Raw genomic sequence first — 233 nt, forward strand, 5'->3', positions numbered from 1 at the left:
GTTCGGCACCGTGCGCGCTCGCGCCGGTTTTGCCTTCGACCGCGCCCTCATCTACGCCACCGGTGGTTTCGCTTATGGCGACATCGGCGCTGGCAGCACCGCTTTCGTGGCTCCGGACGGCACCATTTTCGCTGGCAGCAGCAATGGCACCAACACCGGTTGGGTCCTCGGCGGTGGTCTCGAATACGCGTTCACCAACAACCTGACCGCGAAGATCGAAGGTCTGTACGTGA

The 233-nt window shown here is 63.1% G+C and carries 1 protein-coding gene; it reads left to right on the top strand.

Annotated elements, in window-relative coordinates; all coding sequences use genetic code 11:
- A partial coding sequence (locus FEZ63_RS24760) for an outer membrane protein (protein ID WP_150950134.1) occupies positions 1-233 on the top strand: 233 nt, incomplete at both ends.

The organism is Microvirga brassicacearum, assembly GCF_008757455.1.
Classification (GTDB): Bacteria; Pseudomonadota; Alphaproteobacteria; order Rhizobiales; family Beijerinckiaceae; genus Microvirga; species Microvirga brassicacearum.